General features: G+C 49.2%; 1 protein-coding gene. It reads right to left on the bottom strand.

Going from position 1 to position 315, the window contains the following annotated elements; all coding sequences use genetic code 11:
- Positions 1–315: IS110 family transposase (locus ASU35_RS17170; protein WP_156059470.1), on the bottom strand; the 315-nt coding region annotated here is incomplete at both ends.

Here is a 315-nt window from a genome sequence, read left to right as displayed (position 1 = left end):
TTCTCCCTGGTGATGCACTCAGAAAGGTGCATACGGTGCCTTGTAAGGCGTTTAAGGGCTATAAACTGCCCGCCGCGCCATGGCTCCAGTTTTTTCGTACGGCCTACCCTGCCAAAGTCAGCGATGAGATATGCATCTGCGGGATCGGTCTTTTCCATTCCGATATAGGACTTTCGGTAATTCGAAGTGGCTTTTGGGTTTACGCAAAAGACGTAAGGCTTGTAGGGCATGAGAACCTCGCTGGTCGACAGGAAGTTTGAAATATGCACGCTGTATACAGAAGTAGATTCCAGCACGATAAGAATCGTATCCAGG

It is taken from the genome of Acetivibrio ethanolgignens (genome assembly GCF_001461035.1).
Lineage (GTDB): Bacteria > Bacillota > Clostridia > Lachnospirales > Lachnospiraceae > Velocimicrobium > Velocimicrobium ethanolgignens.
This window is presented reverse-complemented; position numbering and strand designations above follow the sequence as displayed.